Raw genomic sequence first — 25065 nt, forward strand, 5'->3', positions numbered from 1 at the left:
TCGGCTCCGGGGATCGCTGGCGTCATGCATCCAGGATGACGGATCGCGTGAGGTTGCGCGGCTGGTCGGGGGCGAGCCCGCGGGCCACGGCACGGTCGAGGGCTGTCCGGTGCAGGCGCACGAGATCGGCGAGCGGGTCGATCGCGCGGTGCTCGAAACGGGCGCCCGTGGCGCGCACCTCCGCGGCCAGTCCTTCCGGTGCCTCTCCGAACTGCCACGTCACCCGGCCCGGGGCGGCGATGGCGATCGGACCGTGACGGTAGTCCATCGACGGATACGCCTCGGTCCACGACTGCGACGACTCGCGCAGCTTCAGGGCGGCCTCGTGGGCCAGGCCGATCGTCCAGCCCCGACCGAGGAACGTGTACTGCTCGGCATCGCGCAGCTCGATGTCGTCCCCGTCTTCGGCGAGCACGGCCGTCGCGTCGGCGATGGCTCCGGAGAGGTCCTCACCCAGCGACGCCCGGAAGAGTGCGAGCGCCGTCGTGGCGAAGCGCGTCTGGACGACGGACTGCTCGTCGGCGAACGGCAGCAGCACCGCGTCGTCGACGAGGGAGACGAGCGGGGAGTCGGGGTCGCCGATCACGCCGATCGTGCGGGTGCGCCCCTTGATGCGGTCGACCAGCTCCAGCACCTCGGTCGTGGTGCCGGAGCGGGTGAGGGCGACGACGGCGTCGTAGCCGCGGTCGACGAAGGCCTCGGAGGCCGCGAACGCGTCGGTCTCGCCGTGGCCGGACGACTCGCGCAGCGCGGCGTAGGACTGCGCCATGAACCACGAGGTGCCGCAGCCGACGACCGCGACCCGTGCACCCCGGGCCGGCAGCAGAGCCTGCTCGGCGGTGAGTTCGGCGGCGGTGGCCCACATCTCCGGCTGGGAGCGGAGCTCTGCGCGCATGTGTGCGCCGGGCAGCGAAGCGGTCATGAAGAGGCCTTTCGGACGAGTTGTTGCGTACTTGTGATTGTTTCGGGCGTTATCCGATCATAGTATTTCGTCCCAGGAGAGCAACATCTTGATTTGTTTGTTTGCCTGACAAATAATCAGGACGAGTTCCCCCGAGCCCCCGCTCGGACGATCACGACCGCGCAGGCGGCGCGATCATCACGCACCGTCGCGTGGAGTGTTCTGCGACTGTGCACCACCCCCCTCTCCGGAGAGCGGATCCCGCCCGCTGGAGCAGCACCCACAGTGAGGAATGCAATGCCCATGAACAAGTCACGGCGATACGGGGCCGCAGCGGTCGCGGCCGTCGCCACGCTGTCGCTCGCATCCTGCGGTTTCGGTGGATCGGGAGGAGACAGCGGTGGCGGCGACGACGCCAGTACGCTCGACCTGCTCGTCCCCAGCTACTCCGACGCCACGAAGGGTCTCTGGGAAGACGTCATCGACGGGTTCACCGAGAAGAACCCCGACATCAAGGTCAACCTCGAGGTGCAGTCGTGGGACAACCTCGAGAAGGTCATCTCCACGAAGGTCCAGGCCGGCGAGGCGCCCGACATCTACAACGGCGGCCCCTTCGCGGGCTTCGTCGAGGACGAGCTGCTCTACCCCGTCGAGGAGGTCGTGTCCGACGACGTCTACTCCGACTTCCAGGACTCCTTCCTCGCCAACGCCGAGGTCGACGGCACCGCCTACGCGCTGCCGATGATCGCCTCCGCGCGCGCCCTGTTCGTCAACAACGACCTCCTCTCCCAGGCGGGCGTCGAGGCGCCGACCGACTGGGACTCCCTGCTCGACGCGGCGACCAAGGTGTCCGGGCTCGGCGGTGGTGTCGCGGGCTACGGCATGCCGCTCGGCTCGGAGGAGGCACAGGCCGAGGCCGCCGTGTGGCTCTGGGGCGGCGGGGGATCCTTCGGCGACGCGTCGGAGATCACCATCGACACCCCGGAGAACCTGGTCGGCGCCGAGCAGATCAAGAAGATGATCGACGCCGGAGCGACCCAGGCCGACCCCGGCTCCACGCAGCGCTCCCCGCTGATGGACATCTTCATCCAGGGCAAGATCGGCATGCAGGTCGGCCTGCCGCCGACGGTCGGTCAGATCGCCGAGAACAACCCGGAGCTCGACTACTCCATCGTCCCGATCCCGACGAAGGACGGCTCGCCGTTCACCCTCGGCGTCATGGACCAGCTGATGGCGTTCGAGAACGACGGCGACAAGCAGGAGGCGATCACGAAGTTCCTCGACTACTTCTACTCGCCCGAGGTCTACGTGCCGTGGGTGCAGGCGGAGGGCTTCCTCCCCGTCACGAAGTCCGGCGCCGAGGAGCTGTCCGGCGAGGAGGCCCTCAAGCCGTTCCTCGACGTGCTGCCCGACGCGCAGTTCTACCCGTCGACCAACCCGAAGTGGTCGGCCGCGGACGGCGCCTTCAAGTCGCTGTTCGGACAGATCCAGGACCAGCCGGCGGCCGATGTGCTGAAGCAGATCCAGGACCAGGTGGACGCGGGCTGACCCGCGGAACGGAGAGGTTCGGGAATCCCCCATGAGCCAGACGACAGAATCCTCGAACCTCGCGGGGGCGGCCACCGGCCGCCTCCGCACCCCGGACGTCGGGACGGCCGTGCGCGGTCGCCCCGGCGGGCGGGACCTCCTCCAGGCGCTGCCCTGGATCGCTCCCGCGCTGGTGCTCATCATCGGCGTGGTGCTGTTCCCCGCCGGCGTCATGTTCTTCAACTCCACGCGGGACATCTCGCTCTCGGGTCTGGACAAGGGCTCGGTCGGCTTCGACAACTTCGTGACCGTCTTCACGTTCCCGGAGTTCTGGCCGATCTTCGTCCGCACGATCGTCTGGGTCGTGTCGGTGGTGCTCTTCACGGTCGTCATCTCGCTCGGCCTCGCGCAGATCCTCAACAAGGCGTTCCCGGGTCGCCAGCTCGTGCGGATGGCGGTCATCGTGCCGTGGGCCGCGTCGGTGGTGATGACCACGATGGTCTTCTACTACAGCCTCGAACCGTACTTCGGGGTGTTCAACAAGTTCCTCTACGACATCGGGCTCTCCGACGACGCGGTGGGCTACGGCTGGACGAAGAACCCGACGACGGCGTTCGTCTGGTCCATCGTCATCGCGGTGTTCGTGTCGCTGCCCTTCACGACCTACACGATCCTCGCGGGACTTCAGGCGGTCCCCGCCGACGCGATCGAGGCCGCGAAGATGGACGGCGCCGGCGCCGCCAGGACCTACTGGTCGATCATCCTGCCGCAGCTGCGCAGCGCCCTCGCCGTGGCGATCCTCATCAACATCATCAACGTCTTCAACTCGCTGCCGATCCTCAAGGTGATGACCGGGTCCATCCCGGGCTACGGCGCCGACACGATCATGACCCTGATCTTCAAGTACATCGAGCTGCAGAAGAAGGTCGACGTCGCGAGCGCGCTGTCGGTCGTCGCCTTCCTCATCGTGATCGCGATCGTCGCGGCCTACGTCAAGATCGTCAAGCCCATGAAGGAGGTCTGATCATGACCGTGACCGAGACCGCCCTCGTGACCACCGCCGACTCCCGCGGACGACGCACCCCGCCGATCCCCGGCCGTCGGCGCCGCTACACCGCCGACCAGGTGACTCTGCCCCGGGTGATCCTGCGCACCGCCGCCGGATTCCTCGTCCTCGCGATCTTCGTGCTGCCGTACCTCATCATGTTCTTCGGTTCGGTGAAGACGAAGGCGCAGATCCGCTCGGTCGACCCGACCTACCTCCCGGTGGAGTGGCACTGGGAGAACTACCTCACGATGTGGTCGACGCCCGAGACGCCGCTGCCGTACAACCTCGTCTCGACGATCGTCATCTCCGTGTTCGCGACCCTCCTCGTGCTGCTCGTGTCGCTCCCCGCGGCCTACTACACGGCCCGGTTCCGGTTCCCCGGGCGCATGGTGTTCCTGTTCCTCGTGATCGTGACCCAGATGCTGCAGCCGGCCGTGCTCACCTCGGGCCTGTTCCGGCAGTTCACCGTCCTCGGCCTCGGCGACACCTGGACCGCGATGATCTTCATCAACGCGGCCTTCAACCTCTCGTTCGCGGTGTGGATCATGCACTCGTTCTTCGCCGGCATCCCGAAGGAGGTCGACGAGGCCGCGCAGATCGACGGCGCCGGGCGCCTCACGGTCCTGTTCCGGATCAACCTCCCGCTCGTCTGGCCGGGCATCGTCACCGCGATCGTGTTCACGTTCGTGGCCTGCTGGAACGAGTTCGCCGCCTCGCTGGTGATCCTGTCGACGGACAAGAACCAGCCGCTGTCGGTCGCGCTCACGAAGTTCGTCGGTCAGTACGAGACGAGCTGGCAGTACGTGTTCGGCGTCTCGATCGTCGCGATCCTGCCCGTCATCATCCTGTTCATGCTCATCGAGAAGCGTCTCGTCGGCGGCCTCACCGCCGGCAGCGTGAAGTAACCCACCCGGCTTCCGGTCCACCCCCCGGGTTCCCGTCCGGCACACCTGCACGACCGCGGCGCGCGTGCAGGGGTTCCGGACGGATCCGGTCATGCGAACGTACCCGGGTCGTGCAGCCGGAACATCCGTCGGCAGAGGTCAGGGGCGGGGGCCGCCGGCGCGGAGCTGCTCGGGGCTCCATCGCACGCCGAGGACCGCGGTGAGGGCGGCCTGCGCGGCCCCGGCGGAAGGAGCGACGCGGGGATCGGCATACCGGATCGGCACGTCGGCGGTGCCGCGGGCGGGATAGCCGCTCTCGGCGCGGACACGCTCCAGGAACCGAGGACCGAGCTCCGTCGCGGGACCGCCGATGACGACCTCGATGGGATCGAGCAGCGCCCCGATGAGCTTGATGGCACGGGCCAGGGCCCGCGCGCCGTCGTCGATCAGCGTCTGATCCGCACGGGAGACGAGGGTGCGGACGGCCGGCACGTCCAGCGCGTCCGAGAACTCCTCCCCCAGCATCGGTCCCATCGCGGCCGCCGACTCCAGACAGCCGCGGCGTCCGCAGCGGCACGGACGCGCGGCCTCGCCGAACACCACCTGCACATGCCCGATCTCCCCCGCACGGTCGCGGGGCCCCGGCGCGAGCTCCCCGTCGAGGGTGACCGCGGCGCCGATGCCTCCGCCGCTGTGGATGAACAGCCGGTAACCCGAGGGTGCGGCGTCCAGACCGGCCTCCGCGATGGCCTCGGCGTCGACGTCGTTGACGAGGAGGACCGGGACGCCCGCAATGGTCTCGAAGCGCTCGGCCAGCGGCACCTCGTGCCACTCCAGCTGCACGCTCTCCAGCACCGTGCGCCCGTCGGTCGTCCCCGGGACCTGCACGCCGACCGCGAGCAGCCGCGCGCCGTAGGCGGCCACCACCTCGGCGACGGTCTCGTCCAGCACCCGGTCGCGGGTCTGCGTCGTGTAGGAGACGCTGCGGCGGGCGACCTCGGAGCCGTCGAGGGCGACGAGCGCCAGGTACGCACTGGTCGGCTGCACGACGAGCACGAGGATCAGATGATGCTCCGCGTCGATGCTGAGCGTGGTCGCGCGTTTGCCCCCCGTGCTCACCGCCTGCTCGCCCTCCGCGATGAGCCGGTGCTCGATCAGTTCCGCGACGAGGGACGACGCGGTCGCCGCTGTGAGGCCGGTCGCCCGCGCGATACCGGCGCGCGTCTGCGAACCGGACGCCTGGAAGACGAGTTGGAGCGCCCGCCGCAGGTTCGCTCGCCGAACCGCCGCCTGGGTGTCCAGCGCGTCGTCGTGGGTGAACATCTGCGAGTTCCTTCTCGGGGCCGAGGTCCGTCGATTGACAGTGCGCGTACCGCTCCGTACGCTCGGTCCGTTAGTTTATTCATTGAACTTAGTCAGCCCGAGCGTCGATCGGGAGGAGCATCATGCGCTACCCCCAGATCCTAGAGCGCGCCGCCGATCGGACACGAGACGCGCAGACGTCGTCCAACGGCCACGCTCGCGGCATCCGGGAACGCAACCGCGCCCTCGTCCTGCGCACGCTCATGGAGCAGTCGGCTCTCAGCCGCGCGGATCTCTCCCGGCTCACCGGTCTCGCCCGCCCCACCGTGTCCGACGTCGTGCGCGATCTGCTCGCCGACGGCGTGATCCGGGAGAGCGGACCCAGTCAGGAGTCCCGGCCGGGAAAGCCCGCCGTGATGCTCGAGTTCGACCAGCGCGCCGTGCAGGTCATCGCGCTCGACCTCTCCGTGCCCGGTGAGGTCATCGGGGCGCTGGCCTCGCCCGACGGTCGCCTCTCGCACCGCCTCCACCGGCCGCGCACCCCGGACGCCGCGGAAGCCGTCGCCGGTCTCGTCGCGGAGCTGCGGAGCCTCGCCGACGGTCCCGCGCTCGGCATCGGCATCGGTGTGCCCACCGGCTCCTCCGCGCTGCTCGGTCTCGGGCCACGACTCGCGGAGATCCTCGACGCCCCCGTGCACCTCTTCGACGACGCCGATCTCGTGGCCGACGCCGAGCAGCGGTTCGGCTCCGTCGGCACCGACTTCCTCCTCGTCCGCCTCGGCACCCGCATCGGCACCGCGATCCGCGTCGTCGGCGACGACGGCGCCCCGGTCGAACGATCCATCGGGGCCCGTGAGCTCGCGCACGTCGGTGCGGGCGGCGACCCCGGCGAGGTCTGCCTGTGCGGACGCGACGGCTGCGTCCACGCGTGGGCCGCGGCTCCCGCCATCGCCCGGCGCCTGGACGCCTCGGGAGCGGACCGCACGCGGGTGCTCGCCGCCGCGGGTGCGCGGCTCGGCACGTCGCTCTCGGTCATCGCCGCCGCCGTCGACCTGCCGACGATCGTGCTGAGCGGTCCCGACGAGATCGTCGGAGCCGCACTGGTCGACGCGACGGCCACCGCGGTCCGAGCCGCCTCGCACCCCTCTCTCGGGCCCACCGTGGTGCCGAGCGCGGTCGAAGACGCCGTCCTGCTGGGTGCGGCGACCCGCGTGGTGGCCGCCGAGTTCAGCCCGCGCTGACGGACGCGCCCGTCATCCGTCCCCTCCCGCCCGGAAGGGATGGGAGACTCGATCCCGCGGGGCGGCCGGTCCGTCGCCTCGATCCGTCCTGGGAGAGGAATCCGCATGAAGGCACTCGTGATCGGCGCGACCGGCAGCATCGGCGGGGTCGTCGCCGCCACCCTCGACGTGCGGGGACACGAGGTCGTGCGGGCGTCCCGCTCCGGCGAGCAGAACGTGGACGTGACCGACCCCGCCTCCATCCGCAGCCTCTTCGAGCGGGTCGGCCCGGTCGACGCCGTCGTGGTCGCCGTGGGCTCCGTGCCCTTCAAGCCGCTCACCGATCTCGACCGCGACGACTATCTCGCCGCCTTCACCGGGAAGACCCTCGCGCAGCTCGACGTCGTGCGGGTCGCCCTCGACCACGTGACCGACGGCGGCTCCCTCACCCTCACCAGCGGCGTGCTCGCGCGGGAGCCGATCGCGACGGGAGCGGCGGCGGCGATGGCCAACGGCGCCCTGGAGTCGTTCGTGATCACGGCGGCGGCCGAGGCCCCGCGGGGGATCCGCATCAATGCGGTCTCCCCCGACGTGCTGGCGAACTCCCCCGGGTACTTCTCGGCCTTCCCCGGCCACCGCCCTGTCACCGACGACGAGGTCGGCCAAGCGTACGTGCGCGCGGTCGAGGGCATCGTCTCGGGGCGGGTGCTCCCCGTCTGATGGCGCTCTCCCTCACTCCCGTCCCCACCCTGACCACCGAGCGGCTGGACCTCGTGCCGCTCGGACCAGAGCATCTCGACGGCACCTGGGCGGCGCTGCAGGAGCCCGAGGTGCTGCGGTTGACCGGCACCCACGCGCGCTTCACGCACGAGGGCGTGGAGACCTGGCTCCGGTCGCTCGCCGACCGGGAGGACCGGGCGGATTGGGCGATCCTCCGTCGCGACGACGGCGCGCACATCGGCGAGGTGGTCCTCAGCGACCTGGACGAGGAGAACCTCTCCGCAGGGTTCCGCATCGCGCTCGCGGGTCCGCGGTGGTTCGGCGCCGGATACGGGACGGAGGCCACGCGCGCGGTGCTCCGTCACGCCTTCGACGCGGTGGGGCTGCATCGTGTGGAGCTCGAGGTGTACGCGTTCAACCCGCGGGCACAGCGCGCCTACGAGAAGGCCGGGTTCGTCGTCGAAGGCCGGCGCCGGGAGGCGCTGCGCTGGGACGGCGAATGGGTCGACGCGATCGTCATGGGCATGCTCGCGGACGGGTGACTGCCGCCGAACGGCGGTGAGCGCAAGGGGGAGGCGGAGCACAGGTCCGTGTCGGAGGATGAGGGTATGACCGACGCGCCGCTGTCCTCCCGTCCCTGGCTCCGCTCCTATGCCGAGGGCGTGCCGGCCGACATCGAGGAGCCGACGCAGACGCTGCCGGAGATGCTGGCCGCCGGCATCCGGCAGTACGCGCGGCGGCCCGCCCTCGAGTTCTTCGGCGCCGTCACGAGCTACCGGGACCTCGGTGAGCAGATCGACCGCGCCGCGGAAGGACTCCGCCACCTCGGGGTCACCAAGGGCGACCGGGTGGCGCTGGTGCTGCCGAACTGCCCGCAGCATGTCGTCGCCTTCTACGCGGTCCTGCGTCTCGGCGCGATCGTCGTCGAGCACAACCCGCTCTACACGGCGCGAGAGCTGCGCCACCAGTTCGAGGACCACGGGGCCCGGGTCGCGATCGTGTGGGACAAGGTCGCCGACACCGTGGCGGGATTCCCGGACGATCTCCGGGTCGACCACATCGTGAGCGTCGACCTCACGGCGGCGATGCCCCTGTCGAAGCGCCTCCTGCTGCGACTCCCGGTCCCGAAGGCCCGGGCGTCCCGGGCGAAGCTGACCGGCACGCCGCGCGCGCGGCACCTGACGCCGTGGAAGAAGCTCGTGTCCCACCGGCGGCTTCCCCGACGGACGCCCGCGCCGTCGCTCGGCGACACCGCCGTCCTGCAGTACACGAGCGGCACGACAGGGATTCCCAAGGGGGCCATCCTCACCCATGCGAACCTGCGGGCCAACGCGATGCAGGGGCGGGCCTGGGTGCCCGGGCTCCGCGACGGCGAGGAGACCTTCTACGCCGTGCTTCCGCTCTTCCACGCGTACGGCCTCACCCTGTGTCTCACGTTCGCCCTGAGCATCGGGGCCAAGGTCGTGCTGTTCCCGACGTTCGACCTGGGCCTCGTGACCGACGCCGCCCGCACGAGCCCGCCGACCTTCCTCCCCGCCGTCCCGCCGATCTACGATCAGCTGGCGCGGGCGGCGGGACGCGGCACCGTCGACCTCTCGAGCGTCCGGTTCGCGATCTCCGGGGCCATGAGCCTCCCCGTCGAGACCGTGCGGCGCTGGGAGGAGGCGACCGGAGGGCTGCTCGTCGAAGGCTATGGGATGACCGAGGCCTCCCCCGTCGCGCTCGGCAACCCGATGGGTCCGACCCGGCGACCCGGCACGGTGGGAGTGCCGTTCCCGAGCACCGAGATCCGCATCGTCGATCCCGACGACCCCGACGCCGACGTGCCCACGGGCGAGCCCGGCGAGCTGCTGCTGCGCGGACCGCAGGTTTTCCAGGGCTACTGGGGTCGGCCGGGGGAGACGGCCGAGGCCCTGTTGCCGGACGGCTGGCTCCGTACCGGCGACATCGCGGAGGTCTCACCGGACGGATTCGTCACCATCGTCGACCGCCGGAAGGAGCTCATCATCACCGGCGGCTTCAACGTCGCGCCCAGCGAGGTGGAGAACGCGCTCGAAGCCCACCCGGACGTCGTGGCGGCGGCCGTCGTCGGGCTGCCCCGGTCGAGCGGCGGCGAAGAGGTCGCGGCGGCCGTGGTGCTCCGTGAGGGTGCCGCCGAGGACATGGAGGGGCTCCGCGACTTCTGCCGTACGCGGCTGACCGCCTACAAGGTGCCGCGGCGCATCACCGCCGTCGACGACCTCCCGCGGTCGCTCATCGGCAAGGTGCTGCGGCGCGAGGTGCGCGATCGGCTGCTCGCGGCGCGCGGGGCCTGACGAGCGGAGTCAGCGTCCCTCGGCGGCCTCGGTGTGGTGCCGGATGACCTCGGCGACGACGAAGTTGAACCACTTCTCCGCGAACTCCGGGTCGAGGTGGGCGTCTTCGGCGAGCGCCCGGAGCCGGGCGACCTGCTGCTCCTCGCGGTTCGGGTCGGACGGCGGCATCGCGTGCTCGGCCTTCAGGTGTCCCACCTGCTGTGTGGCGCGGAACCGCTCCGCGAGCAGGAAGATCAGGGCCGCGTCGATGTTGTCGATGCTCGCACGCAGCCGGAGCAGTTCGGCCTTCGGATCCTCAGCGGCAGTCATGCCCCTACTCTAGAGCCGCAGATCACCCTGCCCCCGACGAGGGGCACCGCTATCGTGTGCTCATGAGCAACGACCAGTCGCCGGCCTCCGCTCCGCAGGACGACCAGGGCAGCCGCGCCCCGGAACCCGCCCCCGTCGATGCCGCGCTCGTCGGCGCCGCGGTGGAGGCGCCGGGAAACTCGCCAGTGACCGGGCCGCCCCGGCCCGTGGTGATCGAGCCGACCACGCCGAGCCGCTCGTTCTGGACGCGGATCGATCGGCCGTTCGTCTTCGGGTTCCTCGTGACGCTCGGCGGCCTCGGGGCGCTCGTGATCGGCAGCGCGCTCTACAACCTCTCCACCGTGCTCATCTACATCGCGCTCGCGCTGTTCGCCGCGCTCGGCCTCGACCCGGCCGTCCGCTTCCTGGAACGCCGCGGGCTGTCCCGCGCGCTCTCCGTCGTGGTGACGATCCTCGCCCTCATCGTCGTCGTCGGCCTCGTCCTCTGGATGATCGTTCCCATCGTCGTCGAGCAGATCGCGGGCTTCGTGAAATCGGTCCCCGGCATGATCCGGGACTTCACGAAGTCCGACATCTACGCCACCCTCAACGACCAGTTCGGCGACCAGTTCCAGGACCTCGTATCGGAGGTGGAGAAGTTCCTGTCGGACTTCGGCAACCTCGCGACGATCGGCGGAGGCGCGCTGCAGGTCGGTGCGTCCATCGCGAGCGGCATCTCGGGCGCGATCGTGGTGCTCGTACTGACCCTGTACTTCGTCGCGACGCTCCCGGCCATGCGCCAGGGGCTGCTGCGCCTCGTCCCGGCCCGCGACCGCGGCCGCGCGGACGACATCTCCCAGCAGATCACCGACTCCGTGGGTGGTTACGTGATGGGGATGGTGGTCCTCGCCTTCTGCAACGCGACCCTCGCCCTCATCCTCTACACGGTCCTCGGTCTGCCGTTCCCGCCGCTCATGGCCGCCATCGCCTTCTGCGTCACGCTCATCCCGCTGGTCGGCTCGGTGCTGTTCTGGATGATCGGCACCATCCTCGCGCTGTTCACGAACCCGATCGCCGCGCTGATCTTCGCCGCGATCTACCTCGTCTACATGCAGATCGAGGCGTATGTGCTCACGCCGCGGGTCATGAACAAGGCCGTCGCGGTGCCGGGCTCGCTCGTCGTCATCGGCGCTCTCGCCGGCGGCACGCTCCTCGGCCTGCTCGGCGCCCTGGTGGCCGTGCCCGTCACCGCCTCGATCCTCATCATCGTCAAGCAGGTGGTCGTGCCGAAGCAGGACTCTCGCACCTGACCCCGCCCCGTGCACAACTCCGGAGATCCGGGACGACACACCGTCAGCCGGGAGTACTCGCGGCGTGTCGGGCGAGATCTCCGGAGTTGTGCACGCCGGCGGGCGAGAACGACGAAGCGCCCGGGCCCTGAGGGCCGGGCGCTTCGCGGGAAGACGACTCAGATGAGGTCGTTGTCCGTGAGCCACTGCTTCGCGATGTCCTCCGCCGACTTCTGGTCGACCGTGCTCTGCACGTTGAGGGCGACGAGCTCCTCGGCGGTCAGCTTGGCGCTGATGCCGTTGATGACGTCGGCGATCTCGTCGGCCACGTCGCTGGACGCGATCGGCACGACGTTGGAGGCCAGGATGATGTTCTCCGGGTCCTCCAGCGCCACGATGTCCTCGGTCTGGAATGCGGGGTCGGCCGAGTAGATGTCCGCCACCTGGATCTCTCCGGCGAGCAGCGACTCCAGCGTCGTGGGACCGGTGGCCGAGAACGCCAGGTCGACGCCGTAGACCTCCTTGGCCGCAGCCGGACCGTACGGGCGCTGCTCGAACTCCGGCGCCGCACCGATCGTGACCGGGGTGGTCACGTCCGCGAGGTCGGCGATCGAGGTGAGGTCGTTCTCCTCGGCGAAGCTCTTGAGCACCGTGTAGGTGTCCTGGTCGGACGCCTCGGCGTAGTCGAGCGCGGTGAGGCCGTCCGGGAGCGCGTCCTTCAGGGCGGCGTAGACGTCGTCCGGGCTCGTGGCGGTTGCACCCTTGTCCAGGTACTCGAGCAGGTTGCCCGTGTACTCCGGGAACAGGTCGATCGCCCCGGACTCGACGTCCGGCATGTAGGCGTCGCGCTGGCCGATGCTGAACTGACGGTCGACGTCGAAGTCGGCGGCCTCGAGCGCCTGCGCGTAGATCTCGGCGATGATCTCGTTCGAGTAGTAGGCCTGCGAGCCGATGACGATGGTGTCGCTGCCCCCACCGTCGCCGGAGTCGTCGGTGGGCGCGTCCAGGGGGTTGCTGTTGGCGCAGCCGGAGAGGGCGAGGGCGGCGGCGAGCGCGACGCCGCCGGCAAGGGCGAGGCGGGACTTTCGTGCGGTGAACATGGACTTCCTCTTCTCTGGGGGACGATGCTGTGGGTCAGGCGGGTGCGGCCGCGGGGGCGGTCGCCCGAGCGCGGCGGCGTTGCGGACGGGTGCGCACACCGCGGGGCACCGCGGCGTGCTGGGCGAGCGCGAGCAGGAGGTCGACGAGGAGCGCGAGCACCGCGACGAGGATCGCGCCGCCGAGCACCTGGTCGAAACGGCGGAGCGGGATGCCCTGGATGATCGGCCAGCCGAGGCCGCCGAGGTTCACGTAGGCCGCGATCGTCACCGTGGCGATGACCTGCAGCAGCGCCGAACGGAGGCCGCCGACGAGCAGCGGCATGCCGAGCGGCACCTCGACCTTCCAGAACACCTGCCAGCCGGTCATCCCCATCGCCCGTGCCGCATCGATGGTTCGGCGATCGACTGCCTCCAGGCCTGTGTAGGCGCCGGCCAGCAGGGACGGGATCGCCAGGACGACGAAGGTGATGATCGCCGCCAGCGGCGTGCGCAGCACGCCCAGCAGAAGCACCAGGAGGACCATGAGTCCGAAGGACGGGATGGCGCGGGCCGCTCCGGAGACGGCGACCGCGATCTCCCGCCCCTTCCCGGTGTGCCCGATGAGCCAGCCGAGCGGTACGGCGATCACCGCGGCGATCAGCACGGAGACCACCGTGTAGAAGACATGCTGGCCGAACAGGACGGGGAGGGAGTACGTCCCGACCCAGCGGTCGGGGGAGAACAGCCAGGCGAAGGCCTCGGTGAACACGTTCATGCGGCCGTCCTCAACGTGATCGTCCGACGCGCGGCGGCGGGGGTGGCCGCCGCCCGCGTCCACGGCATGAGGGCACGCCCGAGGAGCACGAGCAGGAGGTCGATGACCAGAGCGATGACGACGACGGCGACGATGCCGGTGAAGACCTCGGCGAGGATGCGGCGCTGGAGGCCGTTCGTGAACAGGTAGCCGAGGTTCGTGACGCCGACGAGGATGCCGACCGTCGCGAGCGAGATGGTGCTCACCGCCGCCACGCGGAGGCCCGCGAGGATGACCGGCCCGGCGAGCGGGAAGTCGACCGTCCAGAAGCGGCGGAACCCGCCGTAGCCCATCGCGACCGCGGACTGCCGGATCGCGGGGTCGACCGAGTCCAGGCCGTCGGACACCGCGCGGACGAGGATCGCGATCGCGTAGATCGTCAGGCCGATGACGAGGTTGGCCGGGCTGCGCGCCGGGTAGCCCGCCACAGACGGCAGCAAGATCAGGAGGGCGAGGGACGGGATCGTATACAGCAGTCCGGTCAGGACGATGACCGGACCCTTCACGAGTTGATAGCGCCAGGCCACCCACCCCAGTGGGAGCGCCAGCACGAAACCGAGCACGATCGCGATCGCGCTCTGCTGCAGGTGCACCGCGGTGAGCTCGAGGATCAGCCCGAGGTTGTCGCCGACCCAGTTCACGGGGCCGCCTTCATCGCATCTGCTCCGTCGACCACGCCCTCCGGCGCATCGACGATCGCTCCCTGCGTGCGGCCTTCGGAGTCGACGACCACGGTCCCGCGCGGGGTCTGCTTGAGATGCAGCGCGCGGCGGCCGCGGTCGGCTCCGATGAACGAGGAGACGAAGTCGTCGGCCGGGTTCTCGATGATTTCGCTCGGGCTGCCGACCTGCACGATCCGGGCGCCCTTGTCGAGGATGACGACCTGGTCGCCGAGGAGGAACGCCTCGTCGATGTCGTGCGTGACGAACACGACCGTCTTGTCGAGCTCGTGCTGCAGCCGCAGGGTCTCCTGCTGGAGGTCGGCGCGCACGATGGGGTCGACCGCTCCGAACGGCTCGTCCATGAGGAGGATGTTCGGATCGGCGGCGAGCCCGCGGGCCACCCCGACGCGCTGCTGCTGACCGCCTGACAACTGGCTCGGGTACCGCTCGGCGAGCGCCTGGTCGAGGCCGACGGTCGTGAGCAGCTCGCGAGCACGCTCATGCGCCTGTGTGCGCTTCACCCCGTTCAGCCGCAGCACGGTGGCCACGTTGTCGATGACGGTGAAGTGCGGCATGAGCCCGGAGTTCTGCATCACATAGCCGATGCGCCGGCGCAGGGCGACCGGGTCGCCCGAGAGCACGCTCTCCCCGTCGATCTCGACCTCCCCCGACGTCGGCTCGACCATGCGGTTGATCATCCGCAGCAGGGTGGTCTTCCCGCAGCCGGAGGATCCGACGAACACGGTGGTCTTGCGGGAGGGCAGCACGAGGCTGAAGTCGTCCACGGCGAGCGTCCCCTCGGGGAAGCGCTTCGTGACGTTGCGGAACTCGATCATGAGGGTGTCTCTCCGACGGTCGTTCGGACGTGCGGTCGTGCGTCGTGCGGGACTAGGCCGAGATCTCGACGCCCGGGGCGAAGGCGACGTAGCCGGAGAAGTCCTTGCCGACCCGGTCGAACGCCGACGGGTACGGATGCGGGTACGACCACGCGAGATCCTTGTGCAGCTCTCCGCCGACCTGGACGGAGTAGTACTGGCACTCGCCCTTCCACGGACACGTGTACGGAGTGGGGCTCTCGACGAGGGCGTCCGGCGCGACGGATGCCGGCGGGAAGTACCAGTTCCCCTCGATGCGGATGAGGTCGTCCTGGTCGGCCTCGGCGATGACGTTTCCTGCGAGTACAGCCTTCATGGTCCTGCCTCCTCGGATGTGGGTTCGAGCGTATAAGACGGGTGGGACATCCGGCACCGGGTTGCGCGCGGGGTCGTCAATCTGGGACATATTGCGCGTTCTGTTCGTCACGCGTCCGGAATCGGATTGCCCGGATCAGGCCGAGTCGCGGCCGTAGCCCTCCAGCAGCCGCAGCCAGATCTCGCTGATCGTGGGGTAGGAGGGCACCGCGTGCCAGAGTCGGGCGATCGGGACCTCCCCGACGATCGCGATGGTCGCGGCGTGGACGAGCTCGGCGACCTCCGGGCCGACGAAGGTCGCCCCGATCACGACGTCGCGGTCGGTGTCGACGACCAGGCGCGCCTGCCCGGCGAAGCCGTCCTCGTACAGGCTCGCGCCCGCCACCCAGCCGAGGTCGTAGTCGACGGCCCGGACGGCGGTGCCTGCCTCGCGGGCCGCCGCCTCGGTGAGTCCGACCGATCCGACCTCCGGGATCGAGAAGGTGACCTGCGGCACCGCGGCCTGATCGGCCGTGGCGGCGTGACGCCCCCAGGGGGCGTCGTCGACGGCGTCGCCCTTCGCGCGGGCGGCGATGACGTCGCCCGCCGCGCGCGCCTGGTACTTGCCCTGGTGGGTCAGCAGCACACGGCCGTTGACGTCGCCCACGGCGTAGAGCCAGTCGTGTCCGGGGACGCGGAGGGTGTCGTCGGTCTCGATCCAGCGGCCCGGTTCGAGTCCGACAACGTCGAGGCCGATGTCGGCGCTGCGCGGAGAGCGTCCGGTCGCCACGAGCACCTCGGCGGCGGTCACGGTCTCCCCGCCGTCGAGCGTGATCGTCACCCGGTCGCCGTCGCGGTGCACTGCGGTCGTGCCGGTGTCGGTGCGGACGTCGACGCCGAGCTCACGCAGGCCGTCGGCCACCCGCTCCCCGGCGAAGGGCTCCATCCCGCCCAGCAGCCCGCTGCGCGCGAGCAGCGTCACCGACGAGCCGAGCGCGGCGTACGCGGTGGCCATCTCGACCGCGACCACGCCGCCGCCGATCACCGCGAGGCTCTCGGGCAGCTCCTCGGCACTGGTCGCCTCGCGACTCGTCCACGGCGAAGCCTCCCGCAGACCCTCGATCGGCGGGATGACCGCGTCCGAGCCGGTGCTGATGGCGACCGCGTGACGGGCGCGCAGCACGCGGGTGCCGCCGTCCTGGTCGGTCACGGTCACCTCGCGCTCCCCGGTCAGCCGGCCGTGGCCTCGGGCGAGGTCGATGTGGGCGGACTCGAGCCACTTCACCTGTCCGTCGTCGGACCAGTTGCTCGTGAAGGAGTCGCGGCGCTCGAACACCGCCCGCACGTCGAGGGTCCCGGTGACGGCCTGCGCGGCGCCGGCGACGTGCTGCGCGGCACGGAGCGCCTGGGCCGAACGGAGCAGGGCCTTCGACGGCATGCAGGCCCAGTACGAGCACTCCCCGCCGACGAGCTCGCTCTCCACGATGATCGCACTGAGACCGCCCTGCACGGCACGGTCCGCCACGTTCTCCCCGACCGGACCACCGCCCAGCACGATGAGGTCGTATTCGTCGGTCTTCTCGGCAGCAGTCATGCTCGCCCCTCTCGTGGCCGCATCGGTCCGTGGCCCAGTCTCGCTCATGAGGAACGTCGAGTCACGGGTGAGTTGTTCCCGTCGGCCGATGTGCCCGTCTTCCCCGGGGGGGTCCCCGTCCCGGATGCACGACGTTCCTTCCGACGACGTTCCGGGTGCACGATCCGAGTGCGGCTGCGCGACTCGGACGGGACCGATCCGCCGGCAGACGTGACCTGGTCGTGCATCCGGACCAGGAACCAGGGACTCGTCCCGGCGGGGTACGGGTCCGGATTCCGGTCGGCGAGCCGGGTCCGAGGTTCCGGATGCACGACGTGGGGACGGTCGCTCGATCCGGACGGGGCGATCCTCCGGCAGACGTGCCACGGTCGTGCATCTGGAACAGGACGGACGGAGTCGACGGGACGGACGGAGTCGACGGAACGGACGGAGTCGACGGGACCGGAAAGGGCGGCCCGAGAGTCAGGCGACGACGGAGGGGACGCGGCGGGGGTCGGCGAAGGCCCGGGGATAGGCGCGACGGAGGGCCATGACGATGAGGGTGGCCGCGGTCACCTTGATGAGGTCGCCGGGAAGGAAGGCCAGGGTCGAGAGGGCCGTGAGGTCGAGCGGGACGCCGGTGACGAGGGCCTGCACGGGGATGCCGAAGGCGTAGACGACGAGGACGCCGCCGACGAACGCCGCGATCGCGGCGCGCCACCAGGTCGGGCGGCCGGTGCGCATCAGGAGTCCGATGACGACGACACCGGCGACCCACCCGAGCAGATATCCCGCCGTGGGGCCGACGAAGACCCCGAGTCCGCCACGCCCGCCCGCGAGCACCGGGAGACCGATCGCCGCGAGCACGAGGACGAGTGCGACCGACCATGGCGCGACACGCGGTCCGAGGACGAGACCCGCCAGCATGACGGCGAGTGTCTGTCCGGTGATGGGCACCCCGCCGGGCAGCGGGACGACGACCGTGCCGAGCACGATGATGAGCGCGGCGAAGACGGCGACGCGGCCGAGGGTCGCCGAGGTGTCGCGGGTCGTGGGGGTCATCGGTCCATCCTTCCTGAACGGTGTTCACCTGAACACCGTTCATCAGGCTAGAGGGCGGGCCACGCGGGGCGCAAATCACCCCGCGGCGGCCGGGTCGACACCCCTCGTCCGCGGAGCGAGGACGGCCGCTCCCGCCCCGACCACGGCGGCGAGGGCGAACACCCCGGCGAACGGATCCACCCCTGCCGCAGCCCCGAGGGCGACGAAGAGCGAGCCCGTGACGGCGAGGGCGAGCGCACTGCCGAACGAGTCAGCCACGGTCATGGCGCCACTGTTGAACCCCTGTTCCGCGGGGGACGACATCGCCAGGACGAGAGCGCTCGTGCGCGGGCTCATCAACCCCATCCCGGCGCCGGCGACGATCCAGGCGAACGCGGCGAGCAGCGCGGGCGCCTGCATCACGGTGATCACCAGGACGAGCGCGATCCCGACGACCACGAGGATCGTCCCCACCCGCACGGCCGTCACGCTCGACAGGCGCTCGCCCATCCGCCCTTGGACGGTCGCCGCCGCCGACCAGGCGAGCGCACCCCCGGTCAGCGCGAGCCCGGCGAGGGTCGGCGACAGCAGGTATCGATCCGTGAGCAGGTACGGCAGGTAGATCTGCGTCCCGAAGAACGCCGCCGCCCCCAGACCGCGGACCAGGATCACCGACGGCAGCCCCCTATGGGCGACGAGGGTGCCCCGAGGAACGAGTGGGCGCACCGCCGCGACCGCGACCACCACCGCCACCGCCGAAAGGAACGGACCGGCGACCGGGACCTCTCCCACGAGGTCGAGGGCGAGCACCGCGACGGCGGCGAGCACCGACCATCCCAGCCGTCCGAGCGCCCAGGGCGTGTTCGCGTCCCTGCTGCGGGCGAGTCCCCGGAGAGCCGGGACGACCATCAGCAGTGCGAGCACGACGAGGACCACGACCCCGAGGAAGACCCAGTGCCAGCTCCACACCTCCGTGACCGCTCCTGCGATCGTCGGACCGATGAGGGAGGGGATGACCCACGCGGCGGCGAACCCCGCGAAGATCGCCGGGTGCAGCGACGTCGGATACACCCGGGCGACCACGACGTAGAGCGCCACCATGAGCCCGCCGTTGCCGAGCCCCTGGGCGAAGCGCCCGGCGACGAGCACCTCCATGCTCGACGCGAGCCCCGCGACGAGCAGCCCTACCGTGAACAGGACGACGGACGCATACAACGGCACCACGGGACCCCGCCGGTCCGACCAGTTTCCGGCCGCGACCATGCCGATCACGCTCGTCGCGAGCGGCCCGGCGAAGGCGAGCGCGTACAGCCGCTCTCCGTCGAGGTCGGCGCTGACCGCGGGCATCACCGTGGTGACCGCCAGTGATTCGAAGGCGCCGAGGAACACGAGGGCGCAGGCGCCGATCGTGATCCAGACGTACTCGCCACCGAGGATGCGGGGCGGGGCGGGGCGGGCGTGGACGGCGCAGCGCGCCCGGTCTCGGTCGTCATGAGGACGACGCTAGAACCTCAAGAATGGTTGAGGTCAAGCCCGGGGTACGCGCAGCCCCGCACAGGCTCAGCGGAGCGGGAGGATGCTCGTCGGTGCGGGAGCCTGCGCCTCGTGCCGAACTCCGAGCGGGGCTCCCGTGCGGTCATCGAGGTCGAGCAGCGTCACGGTGTCGGAACGTTGCCCTGCGACGAGGAGCTTGCCCTGGTAGACGAGGTGATGCCGCGGCCAGTCGACACCGGAATCGGCGAGCGCGACGGGCTCCAGAGCCTCGCCGCTGCCACGCACCCGCAGTGCCGCGATGGTGTTGCTGCCGCGCAGAGCGGTGTAGAGGAACTGACCGTCCTTGGTGCGGGCGAGCTCGGCGGGGAAGTCCACGCCGACCTGTGCGATGGGGCTCGCCGGAGCCGAGGAGACGACGCTCCAGGTGCCGTCGGCGGCCGCTGCGAGCGTGAAGACCTCGCACGAGTACTCCGTCACGATGTGCAGGTGGCCACTCGGATGCACGACCATGTGCCGCGGGCCGGTGCCGCGCGGGAGCACGACCTCCTGATCGAGGGCGAGCCCACCACCCTGCAGGCGCCAGAACCGGACGAGATCGAACCCGAGATCGGTCGTCACCACGCGGCCGTCCGGGAGGAAGGCGGCGGCGTGCGCGTGGGATGCGCGGTCCGCGGCGCCGTACGGATCGACCGCGGCGATGCCATCGCCGGCGGGAGTGACGGGAGCCGCGTCCGGATCGCCGTCGCCGAACAGGGCGGCACGCAGGGCCGCGGCTGCATCCTCCTTCGCCGGGACAAGCTGGCCATCGGCGGCGAGCCCGAAGCGGACGACCCGCCCGTCGCCGTAACAGCTGGCGACGAGCGTCTGGCCGTTCGGCGACACCGCGAGATGGCAGACGCCGTCCCCCGTCGGCACCGGATCGCCCAGCGGGGACAGCGCCATATCGCCCGTGCGCACGAACGCCTGCACGGCGGCATCGCCCTCCAGCGCCGCGTACACGACGTCGAGGGACGGATGCGCCGCCAACCACGACGGCGACGGCGTCTGCGTCACGGGTCCGCGGTAGGCGAGCGTCGTGGCCTCACGGCCCTCGTCACCGGCCAGCACGCCGATCCCCTCGGCGGAGCCTTCCATCGCCGGGCCGTAGCCCCCGAGCCAGAACCGTGTCATGCCGATCAGTCGAGCAGGTCGTGACGCACGATCACCTGATCGCGCTCCGGGCCGACGCCGATCACCGAGATGCGGGTGTTGCTCATCTCCTCCAGCGCGAGCACGTAGTCCTGCGCCGTCTGCGGAAGATCCTCGAAGGTGCGCGCGGTCGAGATGTCCTCGCTCCACCCGGGGAAGTACTCCAGGATCGGCTTCGCGTGGTGGAAGTCGGTCTGGTTCACCGGCACCTCGTCGAAGCGCTCCCCGTCGACGTCGTAGGCCACGCACACGGGGATCTTCTCGAGCCCGGTGAGGATGTCGAGCTTGGTCAGCACGAGGTCGGTGATGCCGTTGATGCGCGTGGCGTAGCGGGTGATGGGGGCGTCGTACCAGCCGACGCGGCGCGGGCGCCCGGTCGTGGTGCCGAACTCGAAGCCCTGCTTGCGCAGCCAGTCGCCCTGCTCGTCGAACAGCTCGGTCGGGAACGGGCCGGAGCCGACGCGGGTCGTGTAGGCCTTGACGATGCCGACGATGCGGTCGAGTGCGCCGGGACCGACGCCGGACCCGGTCGAGGCGCCGCCGGCCGTGGCCGAGGACGACGTGACGAACGGGTAGGTGCCGTGGTCGATGTCGAGCATCGTGGCCTGGCCACCCTCGAACACGACGACCTCGCCGCGGCTCAGTGCCTGGTCGATGAGGTAGCCGGTGTCGGCGACCATCGGACGCAGACGCTCGGCGTAGGAGAGCAGGTCGTCGACGATCTCGTCGCAGGTGACGGCGCGGCGGTTGAAGACCTTCACCAGGAGGTGGTTCTTCTGGTCGAGGGCGCCCTCGACCTTCTGGCGCAGGATGTTCTCGTCGAAGAGGTCCTGAACGCGGATGCCGACGCGGTTGATCTTGTCGGCGTAGGCCGGGCCGATGCCGCGGCCCGTGGTGCCGATGTTGCGCTTGCCGAGGAAGCGCTCCGTGACCTTGTCGAGCGTGCGGTGGTACTGCGTGATGATGTGCGCGTTGGCGCTGACCTTGAGCCGCGAGACGTCGATGCCGCGGGCGGACAGGGCCTCCAGCTCGGAGAAGAGGACTTCGAGGTCGATGACCACGCCGTTGCCGATGACCGGGTTCACGCCGGGCGACAGGATGCCGGAGGGCAGCAGGTGCAGGGCGTACTTCTCGTCGCCGACGACGACGGTGTGCCCGGCGTTGTTGCCGCCGTTGAACTTCACCACCCAGTCGGTGCGCTCACCGAGCAGATCGGTGGCCTTGCCCTTTCCTTCGTCGCCCCACTGCACGCCGACGATAACGATTCCTGGCATGGGTAACCCCCTGGATGATGCCTCTCGCCGGGATTCCACCGGCGGATGAGCTGGCCCGATCGGGCTCTCCCATCCTATCGGCAGGCCTCCGACAGCCCTCGGAAGCGCGATACGGGACGGAATACACACCGGCCCGGGGCCCTGGAGGCACGGTTTCGGTCCCGCACCGGGCGGCGGCGCACATTCGTCGACGAAGGTTCACCGAGGACCGGCCCCCCGCTCACGAGGAAGGGACTCGTAGCGATTCCGGCACGACCTTCGCCTGTGCGATCCCACGGGGACCGCCTGGTGTGGTGTGGACCGAGCCCACGAGATCGGGTGGCGGCCATGTGGTGCTGAGCCCCCGGCGTATCGCGTCTGCCCTTGCCGGTGTGGTGGACCATCGGTGCATGAGCCCCTCCGGGATCTCCTGGATCTCGCCACCTCGGAGACGGGGCCGGACCAGCGTGGAGTACTCCGCGTCGTACCAGGTGGCCCACTGAGGGTCGACCGGCAGCCCTCCCCACGCTCCGTCGAAACCGCGCGGACGCGCCGTCGCGAACCGAGTGTCGTTGAGCTCGGCGAAGGCGAAGAAGCTGCCGACGCGACGTGCCACATCCACGAGGAACCCCGCGACTGCGCCTAACGCGTCCGACTCCACCAAGTGGTCGAGCTCGAAATCGATCGAGATCGTCTGATAGTCGCCACCGATCGGGGTCCATGGAGAGATGCTCGCCGAGATGAAGTCCTTGCTCGTCATGGCAAGGCTGTCGGCGCGACATTCCGCCCGGTACAGGGCATCGAAGGCGGCGCCACCGTCGCGGGGAAGGCGTCCTTGAAAGGGTTCATGCGACCCGAAACGAACAGGCACAGCGAGCGGGAAGCTCTCCCGGACCGCTTGGAGGTACCGTTCGGCAAGCGCAGTGGCGTCCGCGAGTTCGCCAAACCTTCGGAACCACCGGAGGTGAACGTAGAGCTTCTCCGCCGTCCGCTGTGAAGGGTCGGCTTCCTCGTCCTCAGGTGAGGAGATCACCTGAGGATCGACCACCTGCCCGCCGACCGCGGTGGCGAGATCCTCCGCATACTCCTTCGCCGCGCCAAGATGGTGATCGTCGGGCTCGGCACGGAACTCGTCGCCCACGGACTTCACGTCGTACGGCACGCGAACGTGATAGACGCACGTCGATCCGTATGACACCTGTCTTCTCCCCTCGCACTGGCCAGGAAGCTTGACCTCCGAGCGGCCCCACCGACGCTATCGTGCGAATACTCGCGTTCACCGGACCTTGACGAAGTAGTCCGATGACAGGAGCGCGATGGGCATCTCGCTCGCGCGAGCCGTCGATTTGCGGTGATTGTCAGGATCCGCCTGAACAGGAACGAACTCGGAGGGGACCCAGGCCCCCGGCTCCGTCCATGAAGCGCTGACGCTCGTCGCGGGCATGTTCGAGCGATAGAGCATGCCGCCGCTCAGCTCGCGATGCGCACCCGCGGTCAGATGCGGGCGGACGAGGTCGGCGTACTCCGTGGAGAACCAGCTCAGCCACGGAGGGCTCTGCGGCAGCCCCGGCCACTCACCCCATTGCGGCAGCGCCATCGTCGGTGAGAAGCGGGACTGCGTGACCTCGGCGTACGAGAAGAAGCTGCTCGAACGCTGTGCGAAATCGACGAAGAAGCTCTCGAAGGCGCTGACGAATCGAGGCTTGGAGAGCGCCGCCGCGTCGAAGAGTAGGTGTGCGGACTGGTGTTCAGCGACGAACTGATCGGACCACGAATCCATGAATCCCGAGATGAGGGGCTTTCGCCCCCGGAGGACCAGTCTGCTTTGGTGACTATCTTCGCGGTAGATGCGGTCGGCCCCTTCCACCCCGTCCTCGGCGAGCTTTCGTCGTAGTGGCTCGCTGACCCCGAACACGGTGGGCAGTGCGGCCGGAAGATGCTCCTTCGCTGACTCGAGATACATCTGAGCAAGCGAAGGGCTTTCCTCGTCGAAGCACCGGAACCACTCGACGTGCAGGAACTTCTCGCGGCTGGGTCCGGTCCTCCGTGACACGTATCGAGGGTCGGACGTCTCCTCCACGACGACCTGTGGATCGTGCACGACCCCTCCCACCGCCCCGGCAAGCTCATCCGCGAAACGCAGCGCGTGTCCGATATGCGGCTGCGCAGAACCTTCGACGACGACTCTGTACCGGAAGCGCACGTTGTCGGGGAGGCCGGTGGGAACACTGTCCATGTCTTCGCCGCCGACGTCGTGCGGCCCGTCGACGATGAAGCAGTACTCCCCTGAATCATGAGTGAAGGCCTGAACGAGCGCCTCGCCAGCGATCTCGCTCGCTGTGACTGAACCCGTCCCGGTCTGTACCTCGGACGGTGCGAGCCGGAGCCTTCCATACACTTCGATGTCGTACGACATGACTACCTCCGGGGGGTCCGTGGCCTTCGTGACGCCATCTCGACCATCATTGCCGAAGCTTGTCCGCCGGGGAAGCGCGATACGGGACGGAATACGCTCCTCCCCGAGTCGCCGGAGGCACGGTTTCGATCCCACACCCGGGGCGGAGGCACGGTTTCGTTCCCGCTACAGTGGCGACGGAGGTGGCGATGACGCGGTGGTGGCCTTACATCCGACTCGTGGCGGCGGCGCTCGCGGTGGCGGCGATCGTCGCGCAGCTCGTGCGCACCCTGGAGATCGCCCTCACCGCAGACACCGCGTGGGGCGCGCATCTGCCCACCGTGTTCGCGAACTTCTTCAGCTTCTTCACGATCCTCTCCAACGTGCTTGCCGCGGTCGTGCTGGCCGTCGGCGGGGTCTGGGGGCTGACGCACCGCGACGCGAGAGTCGAACCGACGTGGCTGGCGACGCTGCTCGTGTGCGCGAGCACCTACATGATCGTCACGGGCGTCGTCTACAACACGCTGCTCCGCGGGATCGCGCTGCCGCAGGGGCCCACGGTCGCCTGGTCCAACGAGGTGCTGCACGTCGTCATCCCGCTCGTCCTGCTCGCCGACGTGCTGTTCGCGCCGCGTCGTCGTGCGCTCGGCTGGGGCGCCGTGGGGATCGCCGCGATCTTCCCGATCGTGTGGGTGATATACACACTGCTCCGCGCGAACCTCGTGACCGCACCCGCGACCGGGAACCCGTGGTGGTACCCGTACCCCTTCCTCGATCCCGCGCTGAACGGCGGCTACGGCGGTGTCGCACTCTGGGTGCTCCTCATCGCCGCGATCATCCTCGCCACCGCTGCGCTCGTCGTGGGGATCGGGCGGCGTCGGGCCAGACCGTGACCCACCCCTT

General features: G+C 69.9%; 24 protein-coding genes. 9 read left to right on the plus strand and 15 right to left on the minus strand.

Features of this window, described 5'->3' with window-relative positions:
* Nucleotides 1-22: 22 nt before the first annotated feature.
* On the minus strand, nucleotides 23-922 hold the full coding sequence (locus AB0N68_RS05600; protein ID WP_292798087.1) for an SIS domain-containing protein: 900 nt from the start codon (nucleotides 920-922) through the stop codon (nucleotides 23-25).
* Nucleotides 923-1204: 282 nt separating this feature from the next.
* On the opposite strand from AB0N68_RS05600, the gene AB0N68_RS05605 reads away from it, so the two are divergent.
* From AB0N68_RS05605 to AB0N68_RS05615, 3 genes are read left to right on the plus strand one after another with little or no spacing between them, the layout of a single operon-like run.
* Complete coding sequence (locus tag AB0N68_RS05605) at nucleotides 1205-2449, plus strand: extracellular solute-binding protein (RefSeq protein WP_187664064.1); 1245 nt, start codon at nucleotides 1205-1207, stop codon at nucleotides 2447-2449.
* A 31-nt stretch (nucleotides 2450-2480) separates the two neighbouring features.
* Nucleotides 2481-3452 (plus strand): carbohydrate ABC transporter permease, encoded by a 972-nt coding sequence (locus AB0N68_RS05610; protein WP_280565903.1) that lies wholly within the window; start codon nucleotides 2481-2483, stop codon nucleotides 3450-3452.
* Between the two features lie 2 nt (nucleotides 3453-3454).
* The gene (locus AB0N68_RS05615; protein ID WP_025104200.1) at nucleotides 3455-4381 is read left to right on the plus strand and encodes a carbohydrate ABC transporter permease; all 927 of its coding nucleotides are present in this window, start codon (nucleotides 3455-3457) and stop codon (nucleotides 4379-4381) included.
* A 138-nt stretch (nucleotides 4382-4519) separates the two neighbouring features.
* Here the strand turns inward: AB0N68_RS05615 and AB0N68_RS05620 are convergent, their stop codons facing one another.
* Nucleotides 4520-5683, minus strand: a complete 1164-nt coding sequence (locus tag AB0N68_RS05620; RefSeq protein ID WP_187662872.1) for an ROK family protein — start codon at nucleotides 5681-5683, stop codon at nucleotides 4520-4522.
* 122 nt (nucleotides 5684-5805) lie between these two features.
* Between AB0N68_RS05620 and AB0N68_RS05625 the strand changes: the two genes are divergently transcribed.
* The 4 genes from AB0N68_RS05625 to AB0N68_RS05640 all read left to right on the plus strand — a co-directional run bounded on the left by AB0N68_RS05625 (nucleotide 5806) and on the right by AB0N68_RS05640 (nucleotide 9917).
* Nucleotides 5806-6903, plus strand: a complete 1098-nt coding sequence (locus tag AB0N68_RS05625; RefSeq protein ID WP_280565902.1) for an ROK family transcriptional regulator — start codon at nucleotides 5806-5808, stop codon at nucleotides 6901-6903.
* A gap of 105 nt (nucleotides 6904-7008) precedes the next feature.
* Nucleotides 7009-7602 (plus strand): short chain dehydrogenase, encoded by a 594-nt coding sequence (locus AB0N68_RS05630; protein WP_280565900.1) that lies wholly within the window; start codon nucleotides 7009-7011, stop codon nucleotides 7600-7602.
* Entirely contained in the window at nucleotides 7602-8144 is a 543-nt protein-coding gene (locus AB0N68_RS05635) for a GNAT family N-acetyltransferase (protein WP_280565898.1), read from the plus strand. Before AB0N68_RS05630 ends, AB0N68_RS05635 begins: the two co-directional genes overlap by 1 nt.
* A 66-nt stretch (nucleotides 8145-8210) precedes the next feature.
* Entirely contained in the window at nucleotides 8211-9917 is a 1707-nt protein-coding gene (locus AB0N68_RS05640; protein WP_280565896.1) for a long-chain-fatty-acid--CoA ligase, read from the plus strand.
* Between the two features lie 9 nt (nucleotides 9918-9926).
* Here the strand turns inward: AB0N68_RS05640 and AB0N68_RS05645 are convergent, their stop codons facing one another.
* Nucleotides 9927-10226 carry a chorismate mutase gene (locus AB0N68_RS05645; RefSeq protein ID WP_025104206.1) on the minus strand — a complete coding sequence of 100 codons (300 nt, stop codon included), beginning with the start codon at nucleotides 10224-10226 and terminating at the stop codon, nucleotides 9927-9929.
* Between the two features lie 62 nt (nucleotides 10227-10288).
* On the opposite strand from AB0N68_RS05645, the gene AB0N68_RS05650 reads away from it, so the two are divergent.
* Nucleotides 10289-11515, plus strand: coding sequence for an AI-2E family transporter (locus tag AB0N68_RS05650; protein ID WP_280565894.1), 1227 nt, complete (start codon nucleotides 10289-10291; stop codon nucleotides 11513-11515).
* Nucleotides 11516-11673: 158 nt separating this feature from the next.
* On the opposite strand, the gene AB0N68_RS05655 is transcribed toward AB0N68_RS05650, so the two are convergent.
* From AB0N68_RS05655 to AB0N68_RS05710, 12 genes are all read right to left on the minus strand, one after another.
* Complete coding sequence (locus AB0N68_RS05655; protein ID WP_280565892.1) at nucleotides 11674-12594, minus strand: ABC transporter substrate-binding protein; 921 nt, start codon at nucleotides 12592-12594, stop codon at nucleotides 11674-11676.
* Between the two features lie 34 nt (nucleotides 12595-12628).
* Nucleotides 12629-13348 (minus strand): ABC transporter permease, encoded by a 720-nt coding sequence (locus tag AB0N68_RS05660; protein ID WP_025104209.1) that lies wholly within the window; start codon nucleotides 13346-13348, stop codon nucleotides 12629-12631.
* Nucleotides 13345-14028, minus strand: coding sequence for an ABC transporter permease (locus AB0N68_RS05665; protein ID WP_025104210.1), 684 nt, complete (start codon nucleotides 14026-14028; stop codon nucleotides 13345-13347). The genes AB0N68_RS05660 and AB0N68_RS05665 overlap by 4 nt, the downstream gene beginning before the upstream one ends.
* A complete protein-coding gene (locus tag AB0N68_RS05670) occupies nucleotides 14025-14885 on the minus strand; it encodes an ABC transporter ATP-binding protein (RefSeq protein WP_292795040.1) in 861 nt (286 codons plus the stop codon). The genes AB0N68_RS05665 and AB0N68_RS05670 overlap by 4 nt, the downstream gene beginning before the upstream one ends.
* 52 nt (nucleotides 14886-14937) lie before the next feature.
* On the minus strand, nucleotides 14938-15240 hold the full coding sequence (locus tag AB0N68_RS05675; protein ID WP_280565888.1) for a DUF427 domain-containing protein: 303 nt from the start codon (nucleotides 15238-15240) through the stop codon (nucleotides 14938-14940).
* A 135-nt stretch (nucleotides 15241-15375) separates the two neighbouring features.
* Entirely contained in the window at nucleotides 15376-16812 is a 1437-nt protein-coding gene (locus AB0N68_RS05680) for a dihydrolipoyl dehydrogenase family protein (RefSeq protein WP_292795042.1), read from the minus strand.
* Nucleotides 16813-17274: 462 nt separating this feature from the next.
* A complete protein-coding gene (locus AB0N68_RS05685; protein WP_280565884.1) occupies nucleotides 17275-17853 on the minus strand; it encodes a biotin transporter BioY in 579 nt (192 codons plus the stop codon).
* Between the two features lie 75 nt (nucleotides 17854-17928).
* A complete protein-coding gene (locus AB0N68_RS05690; protein WP_363332510.1) occupies nucleotides 17929-19269 on the minus strand; it encodes an MFS transporter in 1341 nt (446 codons plus the stop codon).
* A gap of 123 nt (nucleotides 19270-19392) precedes the next feature.
* A complete protein-coding gene (locus tag AB0N68_RS05695; RefSeq protein WP_280565881.1) occupies nucleotides 19393-20496 on the minus strand; it encodes a lactonase family protein in 1104 nt (367 codons plus the stop codon).
* Between the two features lie 5 nt (nucleotides 20497-20501).
* On the minus strand, nucleotides 20502-21788 hold the full coding sequence (locus AB0N68_RS05700) for an adenylosuccinate synthase (RefSeq protein ID WP_060922320.1): 1287 nt from the start codon (nucleotides 21786-21788) through the stop codon (nucleotides 20502-20504).
* 220 nt (nucleotides 21789-22008) lie between these two features.
* Complete coding sequence (locus tag AB0N68_RS05705; RefSeq protein WP_292795046.1) at nucleotides 22009-22929, minus strand: hypothetical protein; 921 nt, start codon at nucleotides 22927-22929, stop codon at nucleotides 22009-22011.
* Between the two features lie 114 nt (nucleotides 22930-23043).
* The gene (locus AB0N68_RS05710) at nucleotides 23044-24183 is read right to left on the minus strand and encodes a hypothetical protein (protein ID WP_292795048.1); all 1140 of its coding nucleotides are present in this window, start codon (nucleotides 24181-24183) and stop codon (nucleotides 23044-23046) included.
* Nucleotides 24184-24371: 188 nt separating this feature from the next.
* On the opposite strand from AB0N68_RS05710, the gene AB0N68_RS05715 reads away from it, so the two are divergent.
* Nucleotides 24372-25055 (plus strand): Pr6Pr family membrane protein, encoded by a 684-nt coding sequence (locus AB0N68_RS05715; protein ID WP_363332308.1) that lies wholly within the window; start codon nucleotides 24372-24374, stop codon nucleotides 25053-25055.
* The last annotated feature ends 10 nt before the right edge of the window (nucleotides 25056-25065 follow it).

This window comes from Microbacterium meiriae, from assembly GCF_040685015.1.
Classification (GTDB): Bacteria; Actinomycetota; Actinomycetes; order Actinomycetales; family Microbacteriaceae; genus Microbacterium; species Microbacterium meiriae.